6 protein-coding genes and 1 pseudogene are annotated in these 8138 nt (G+C 67.1%); 6 read left to right on the forward strand and 1 reads right to left on the reverse strand.

Annotated elements, in window-relative coordinates:
- Positions 1–291: pseudogene (locus DSP71_RS23935) on the reverse strand (sensor histidine kinase); the annotation flags it as partial.
- A 149-nt stretch (positions 292–440) separates the two neighbouring features.
- Between DSP71_RS23935 and DSP71_RS14270 the strand changes: the two are divergent.
- The 6 genes from DSP71_RS14270 to DSP71_RS22370 all read left to right on the forward strand — a co-directional run.
- Positions 441–878, forward strand: a complete 438-nt coding sequence (locus DSP71_RS14270) for a VOC family protein (protein WP_179515748.1) — start codon at positions 441–443, stop codon at positions 876–878.
- A gap of 1 nt (position 879) precedes the next feature.
- Positions 880–1572, forward strand: a complete 693-nt coding sequence (locus DSP71_RS14275) for a helix-turn-helix domain-containing protein (protein WP_113681424.1) — start codon at positions 880–882, stop codon at positions 1570–1572.
- The gene (locus tag DSP71_RS14280; RefSeq protein ID WP_113681425.1) at positions 1569–2240 is read left to right on the forward strand and encodes a dihydrofolate reductase family protein; all 672 of its coding nucleotides are present in this window, start codon (positions 1569–1571) and stop codon (positions 2238–2240) included. Before DSP71_RS14275 ends, DSP71_RS14280 begins: the two co-directional genes overlap by 4 nt.
- A 35-nt stretch (positions 2241–2275) precedes the next feature.
- Positions 2276–2833 (forward strand): RNA polymerase sigma factor, encoded by a 558-nt coding sequence (locus DSP71_RS14285; RefSeq protein WP_179515749.1) that lies wholly within the window; start codon positions 2276–2278, stop codon positions 2831–2833.
- 279 nt (positions 2834–3112) lie between these two features.
- A complete protein-coding gene (locus DSP71_RS14290; RefSeq protein WP_113681427.1) occupies positions 3113–5743 on the forward strand; it encodes a LamG-like jellyroll fold domain-containing protein in 2631 nt (876 codons plus the stop codon).
- A gap of 16 nt (positions 5744–5759) precedes the next feature.
- A partial coding sequence (locus DSP71_RS22370; RefSeq protein ID WP_220151125.1) for a hypothetical protein occupies positions 5760–8138 on the forward strand: 2379 nt, incomplete at its 3' end.

Genomic DNA, 8138 nt, shown 5'->3' on the forward strand with positions numbered 1-8138 from the left:
GATGTTGCCGACGTAGATCTCGGGGATGCGGATCGTCACCGCGGTGAAGTAGGCGGCCACCACGATGACGGCGACGGTGCCTGGCCAGCGCCGGCGCACGGCCAGGGGAGCGGTGACGACCACCGCGTACACGAGGGCGGTCCACAGCGGCGCCTGTTCGTCGCCGTACATCTCCGCGATCGAGGAGAGCGCTGCGCTCAGCACGGCACCGACGAACAGCACGGTGGCGAGCACGAGATCGCTGCGCCGTTCGCGCTCGGTCGGCGTGCGGACGAACGGGGCGGCGGACATCCCTCCACCGTAGGGCGGGCCGTGGCGGAGCCGCATCCCCCGTGTGGGGGATCGTTCCGAACTTGCTATTGACAAGCATGATTGCTTTTAACAAGCTTGTCCTCAACGAGCTCACCGACCGATGAGCTCACACCTCCGGAGGAGCCATCATGACCAAGGTGTTCGTCAGCCTGCCCACCACCGACCTCGAGCGCGCGAAGGCCTTCTACACCGCGCTCGGCTGCGAGATCAGCCCCCAGTTCACCGACGAGAATGCGGCGTGCGTCGTGTGGAGCGAGGACATCTACTTCATGATCCTCAAGCGCGAGTTCTTCTCGACCTTCACCGACAAGCCCATCGCCGACCCGAACGAGGTCGTCCAGGTCTCGGTGGCGTTCAGCCAGGACTCCCGCGAGGAGGTCGATGCGATCCTCGCGAAGGGTCTGGCGGCCGGAGGCGCCGAGCCGAAGCCCGTACAGGACTACGGCTTCATGTACTCGCGTGACCTCGACGACCCCGACGGCAACTCGCTCGGCTTCCTCTACATGACGCCCGAAGCCATCGAGAACGGCCCGGATCACGTGGCCGACACCGCCACGTCGGCCTGACATGGCGGCGCGCAGCTACGGCCAGTACTGCGGTGTGACGACGGCCGTCGAGCTGATCGGGGAGCGGTGGGCGCTGCTCATCGTCCGCGATCTGCTCGTCGGACCGCGTCGGTATACCGACCTCAAGCAGGGCCTGCCGCGCATCCCCACCAACATCCTGTCCACGCGACTGAAAGAGCTGCAGGAGGGTGGGGTCGTGCGACGTGTGCCGCTGTTGAACTGCGGACTCGTGTACGAGCTCACCTCCTACGGGCGCTCCTTCGAGCCGATCATGCTCGCCCTCGGACGCTGGGGCTTCCAGGCGATGGGAGACCCGGACGAGGGCGACGTCGTCACGGCCGATTCCCTCACGATGGCGCTGCGCACGGCGTTCGTCACCGAGAGCGCGCTGGACGCGGAGTACGAACTGCACGTCGGCGATGTCGCCCTCCGTGCATCGGTGCGCGACGGCGAGCTCCGCGTCGCGCAGCTCGCTCCTCCGGCGCCTCCCGTCGGCGGGCGCATCCCCGAAGGAGAACCGGATGCGGTGATCGTCGCCGGCCCCGGTATCCGTCGGTTGATCGGCGGCGACATCACCCCGGCCGAGGCGTTGGCGCAGGACGTCGTCGCGGTCGTCCGTGGCGATGCATCGCTGTTGGACTCGTTCGCCGACACCTTCCACATCGCACGACTGACAGTGGGGAGCACGACATGAACAACCAATATGCCGATGAACAACAGGCGCCCGATGAACAACAGGCGCCCGGTCGCATCCTGATCGACCTCTTCACCTCTCTCGACGGAGTCGCCCAGGGTCCCGGCGGCACCGATGAGGACACGTCGGGCGGATTCCGGTTCAGCGGGTGGCAGGCCGGATACCCCTCCTCCGGCGTCGGACCCGAGATCGAGAAGGGCATGCGCGGTCTCGATGCGCTGCTGCTCGGGCGGCACACGTACGACATCTTCGCCTCGTACTGGCCGCATCACACCGAGGGCGAATCCGGCGACATCGGCACGCTCTTCAACCGCGTGCCGAAGTACGTCGCGACCCGGGATGCGGATCTCGCGCTCGACTGGGAGGGCAGCACGCGCGTCGGTGTCGACCTCGCCGCGGAGATCGCGGCGATACGGGCGGCCCATCGCGAGGTGCATGTGATCGGCAGCATCGATCTCGTGCACACGCTGCTCACTGAGGGTCTCTTCGACGAGCTGAACCTCTGGGTCTACCCACTGCTGCTCGGAGCGGGCAAGAAGGTGTTCGACGACGGCGCGTCGCCGAGGGTGCTGCGTCTACTCGAGCCGCCGATCACCGACGAGGCCGGGGTGACACTGCTGCGCTACGCACGGACCGATCGGGTGCCGGAGGTCGGCACGTTCGATTGACATGAAGCGCGCCCCTGGTGCAATACGATCCGAACGTGGGGGTTGGAAAGCAGTCGCGGCAGGCGGAGCGCGTCGCAGCCTTCCAACGGGTCTTCGAACAGAATTGGGCTCGTGTTCGACACCACATCGAGTGCGTGGTCGACGACCCGGATGAGGTATCGGATCTCGTCTCCGACGTGTTCACGCTCGCGTGGTCGAAGCTGGATGAGCGCAAGCCACTCGGCTTGATCTGGCTGCTGCGCGCCGCGGACAACAAGCTCAAAGATCGTGAGCGCAGGAGACGATCCGAGGTCAGGGCGATGGATGCCCTGCGTCACGGCGTCGGGGGCCGACGCCAGTCCGACGTCCTCGATGCCATCGCGGTGCGTCATGCGATCGAGACCGCCTTGACCCCACGGGAGAAGAGGATGGTCGTCCTCTTCTACTGGGACCGATTGGCCGCGGGGGAGATCGCCGAGCTGCTGCGTTGCTCGCAGTCGGTGGTCTTCACGACATTGAGCAGGGCGCGGGTGAAGCTGGAACGGGAGCTCGGACTCGACCGCCTCCCCGAAGCCTCCATTGCCCGAGCGGCGAATACCTTACAAAGGGATTGATCGAGGAGATGGATATTGCGCACGCTCCCAGCTGAACCATAGCTTTCGTCTGTGAATCTCCTTCCTTCGGGTTCGCGCAGGCTCGCGCGTTCCGGCCTCGGGTCTGTCTGCGTCCTCGCCATCGTCCTGAGCGGGGGAGCGTTGTCGGCATCGGCCGCGCCGACGGCAGGTGCAGCAAGAGAGCTGTCGGTGCAGTCGTTCCGCGATATCCGGGAGCGTGCGGTCTCGTCTGCGGCATCTGCGGCTCGCGCTACCGGGGAACCGGTACCGGTCGTGGGGATGATCACCCCCACAGAGCAGACGCTGGCGATGCCGGATGGGACGATGCGGTACGAGGCATCGAGCGTGCCGGTGCGGGTCGAGCGGGGCGGTGACTGGGTACCCGTCGACACGACACTCGCATCGACCGGCGAGTGGTTCGAGCCGATCGCCTCCGCGGCTCCCGTGCGCTTCTCGTCAGGCGGCACCGACCGGCTCGCTCAGGTGCAGGCTGAATCGGGCGAGTGGATCACCGAGATCTGGCCCTACGGGATCCTGCCGACCCCGGCGGTCGAAGGGGACACCGCGACCTATTCTGAGGTGCTGCCCGGTGTCGACCTGAAGATGGTCGCGACGAAGACCGGGCAGGCGTCGATCTACGTCGTCAAGACCGAGGAGGCAGCGCAGTCCGCGAAGCTCGACGGTCTTCACGTCGTCGTCGAGAACGCAGAGCTGAGCGCGGACTCGACGGGCACCGTCACCGCGGAGACAGGGGATGAGTCGAGCATCGTCGCCGGTCAGCCGCTGTGGTGGGACTCCTCCGAGGGGGGCACCTATCGCGAGCCGGGCGGCGAAGCACCGCCGTTGCCCGTGACGCACGACGTGGGGGCGGACCGAGTGCTGCTCGACGTGGGCGATTCGGTGACGAAGCACGAGAAGCGCGACGGGGATGTCGTGTATCCGATCTTCGTCGACCCTGACTGGTCGTCGGGGATCACAGCCTCCTGGTACACGGACGCGGCCTATCCGAACCAGTCGTACCTGTCGGCGGGGGCTTCCGATGTGCTGCGCGTCGGCATCTACCAGCAGTATCGCTCGGACATGTTCTTCCAGTTCCCCATCGGCGCTCTGGCGGGCAAGGTCGTGACGAGCGCCCGACTGAACACCACTCAGCTCGCGGTCGCGTCCAGCGGGGCGGGTGCGATCCAGGTCCACACCTATGGGATCAAGCCGACCGGGTTCACCTGGGCGCAGGAACAGGCGTGGAACGCGGCAGGAACGGGTGGGTGGAGTGCCCCGCTGCAGGCTCCGTGGTACGGCCCCGGCCTGGGCTCGGCGCCGATGGCGGTGGGCTGGAACGTGACATCGGGCGTGCAGGCCAAAGTGGGGGCGTCTGCCATTCAGTTCGCCTTCACTTACACGAATGCGAACCTGCCGTCGCGTCGTCACTACAGCCGCGCGGCAACGCTCATCGTCTCTTACAACACCCTGCCGAACACGCCCACCGCCCCGTCGTTCACCTCCCCTTCGCGTGCGTGTGGCACCGCTGCGGCTCCGGCCGCGATCGGTCAGACGGACGTCGCGGTCGCGGTGAATCAGACGGATCCCGACGGAGGAAGCGTCGGTACCAACTTCTACCTGGCCAAGGCCGGCAATCTCGGTGTCCTCGTGCAGACACTGGGGTCCGGCCTCGCCGCCGGAGGGACGAAGACAGTGACGTTCACCGGCCTGGTCGATGGCGAGACGTACGCGTGGCGCGGGAGAGGTCAGGACACGACGCATCATGGCACCGGCTACAGCGAGTGGTGCTACTTCACGGTGGATACGACGAAGCCGGCTGTGCCGGTGGTGGAGGCCCCGACGGGTGCTTCCTATGCCGTCGGGACTGGAGTCCCGTTGTCGGTGACCGGGGCAGCGGATGTCGCGGGATACGTCTACTGGGTGACCCCCACGCAGCTGGTCGCCCCTGCGCCTCCGGTGCCGGCTGACGGCACGGTCTCCGTGGCTGCGGCCCTTCCGAACTGCGCGACCACAGTGACCAACAGCGTCCGGTGGGCCTGCAAGACCGGCAGCGGTGCGACGACCGTCACCGTCGCGCCTGTCGACTCGCTGTCGACGGTGTGGGTCTCCGCCTACGACAAGGCGGGCAATCAGTCTGCTCCCACAGGGCATCCGCTCTATCCCGGCGGGAACACCGGGACCCCGGCCACCGCCGCGAACCTCGACGCGGGACACGCCTGGCAGCTCACGACGATGTCATCGCCGCTTCCGGAGGCGATTCCGGACTCCAACCCATGGATCGGTGCGAACGCCATCGACCTCATGATCCCCGCGACTGCGTCGACGACCACGACGGACCTCCCCGACTTCCCGGTCGCCTCGCCCGTGCTCTCCACGAACGTGGCGACCGCAGGATACGAGATCACCGCCCTGGCGGCTCCCGTCGACGCGTCCAAGAGCTTCTCCTTCAGCCTCTGGGTCAAGCCGGCACACGTGGCGCCGACGTCCCAGATCATCGCCATCCAGCGGGGCCAGGGCATCGGGACGATGCAGTTGCAGATCACCAGCACCGGCAAGTACGCCTTCTGCCTCGGCGAGCAGTACGTGAACATGAGCAACACCGCCCGCGACAACAACTGCGTCACCGGGGGAACGGTCCTGCCCAGCACTTGGCAGATGGTCACCGGGATCTGGGATGCCGCGAACCAGCAGCTCCGCCTCCACATCGGCAACTCCATCACGCCGGTCGCCGTCAACGGCCACGTCAACGGCAGCGGTGATCGCTCGGCGAACGGAAGCTTGATGTTCGCCCCGGGCCCCGACAGCCTCCGGTTCATCGGGCTCATCACGAACCCCGTCATGGTCCCCGGTGTCATCGACCATGCGCAGCTGGCCCGAATGGCCGCCTTCGAACTCCCCTTCACCGACTGAGTACCGGAGACTGACCATGGCGCGTCGGAGCACCCGCACGATTCTTGCTGTTCTCACCACCTCGGTGCTCGCGTGTGGAGTGCTGGTCGCGGCTCCGGGAGCAGCCTTCGCCGAGTCGCCGACACCGACCGTCGAGACCCCGGTCTTCGGCGATCCGGTACCGGGTTCGACGGTCAGCGAGGCGGATGCGGGCGCCGACCCGCTCTCGTCGGTGAACTCGGCCACTCCGGATGCCATGGAGATCCCGTCGCTGGAGAGCACCGACATCGTTCTCGAGCAGTCGGATCTGGAGGGCGTCACGACCGACGCGGCGGAAGGCGCGGAGGGGGCTGCGCCGGCGACGGTGGCCGGGGAGTGGAAGCCGCTCGGCGATACCGGCCTCGCCCTCGCACCCGCGTCCGGCGTCGGGGCGGCGGAGAAGGAGAACGCAGCCGAGAACGATGCCGAGAACGCGGAGGGGGAGGAAGACGACGCGGCGTCGCAGAGCCCGTCCGTGGTCGTGGAGATCCTCGACGAGAAGGCGGCGGCCAAGAAGGGGCTCGACGGCATCGTCGTCTCTCTGGCGCAGCAGGACGCGGAGGAAGAAGGGGAGCCGGTCGCGGTGCGGATGCCTCAGCAGCTGCTCGCCGGTGCCTATGGCGGCGACTTCGCGAGTCGCCTGGAGTGGGTGCAGGTGCCCGCGTCGACGAAGCCGGAGGACGTGTCGGAGAAGGCCGTCCCCGTGGCGACCGCGGCGACGGACGAGGGGCTGGTGCTCACACCGAAGGTCTCGAAAGAGCCGATGATGCTCGCGGCGGTGTCGGGCGCGAGCAGCGCGAACGGCACGGGCTCGTATGCGGCCACACCGTTGAAGTCGTCGTCGACGTGGGACGTCGCAGAGCAGACCGGCGCGTTCACGTGGAACTACGACATGGCCGTCCCCGCTCCCGGTGCGGGGCCGACGCCGTCGGTGGGCCTGTCATACAACTCGCAGTCGGTGGATGGGCTCACAGCATCGACGAACAACCAGCCGTCGGTGGTGGGTGAGGGATGGGACCTCACCGCCGCCGGGTTCATCGAGCGCAGCTATATCCCGTGCGCGAAGGATGACGGTGCCAGTGGTGCGGTCACGACATCCGGCGACCTGTGCTGGAGAACCGACAACGCCACGGTATCGATGGCCGGGCGGTCGGGCGCGCTCATCAAGGACACGGCCAGCGGTGTCTGGAAGCTGCAGAACGATGACGGCACCCGCTTCGAGCGCCTTGTCGGTGCCGCGCAGGGCTGTGCGGCGAACGGAACGGTGAACAACGAGTGCTGGCGGATGACAACGACCGACGGCACCCAGTACTACTTCGGTCTCAATCAGCTCCCCGGGTGGTCCGCGGGCAAGGCGACGACGAACTCGACCTGGACGGTGCCGGTGTTCGGCAACGATGCGGGGGAGCCGTGTCATGCCTCGACGTTCGCGGCGTCTTCCTGCTCGCAGGCGTGGCGGTGGAACCTGGACTACGTCGTCGACGTGCACGGCAATGCGCAGACGATGTACTACACGGCGGAGACGAACAAGTATGCCAAGGGCGGTTCGGGAGCGACCGCGTACCAGCGTGGCGGTGCCCTCACGCGCATCGAGTACGGGCTGCGGGCCACGGACCTCTTCGCATCGAAGGCCGCGGGGTACCGCGTTCTCTTCAGCTACGACGGGAAGGGCCGATGCAACGATGCCACCGGGTCATCGTGCACGGCTGCGGCCCTCGACAGCGCGGTGATGCCGGCGAATCCGGCCAAGTATCCCGACGTGCCGTTCGACCAGCTGTGCACCGGAACCTCGTGCAGTGCTTCGCAGATCGCACCCTCGTTCTTCACGAACGCGAGCCTCGTGAAGGTGGAGTCGCAGGCGAAGGTCTCGGGCGAGTACTCGACCGTCGACTCCTGGGCGCTCGGGCACTCGTACCCTGATCCCGGCGACGGGACATCGGCCGCGCTCTGGCTCACGCAGGTGCAGCGGACGGGCACAGCGGCAGGGCAAGCGGCGATCGTGGAGCCGGCGACGGTGTTCTCCGGCGTCACGATGCAGAACCGGGTGTGGGTCGTCGATGGTCTGGCCCCGCTCGACAAGTGGCGGTTGAGCTCGATCAAGACGAGTCTCGGCGGCGTGATCAGCGTGAATTACCAGGGCCAGCAGTGCACGCCGGCTCAGGCTGCAGGAATCCTCGGCGACCTGCCGAACAACACGAACTGGTGCTTCCCGGAGTGGTGGGTGCCGCAGTCGACCATCCCGCTCGGCGGACGGCAGGACCTGTTCCACAAGTACCCGGTCTCCTCGATCCTCGTCAACGGTGTGACGGGGGGCCCGCTGAGCCAAGTGCAGCAGACGCAGTACTTCTACGGCACGCCGAAGTGGCGGTACAACGAT

Origin of the sequence: Microbacterium sp. H6 (assembly GCF_003314775.1) — a bacterium.
Taxonomy (GTDB): domain Bacteria; phylum Actinomycetota; class Actinomycetes; order Actinomycetales; family Microbacteriaceae; genus Microbacterium; species Microbacterium oxydans.

Coding starts and splice junctions, on each gene's coding strand:
- DSP71_RS14290 (WP_113681427.1), top strand. CDS start 3,113: ATGATCACCCCCACAGAGCAGACGCTGGCGATGCCGGATGGGACGATG.
- DSP71_RS14280 (WP_113681425.1), top strand. CDS start 1,569: ATGAACAACCAATATGCCGATGAACAACAGGCGCCCGATGAACAACAG.
- DSP71_RS14270 (WP_179515748.1), top strand. CDS start 441: ATGACCAAGGTGTTCGTCAGCCTGCCCACCACCGACCTCGAGCGCGCG.
- DSP71_RS14275 (WP_113681424.1), top strand. CDS start 880: ATGGCGGCGCGCAGCTACGGCCAGTACTGCGGTGTGACGACGGCCGTC.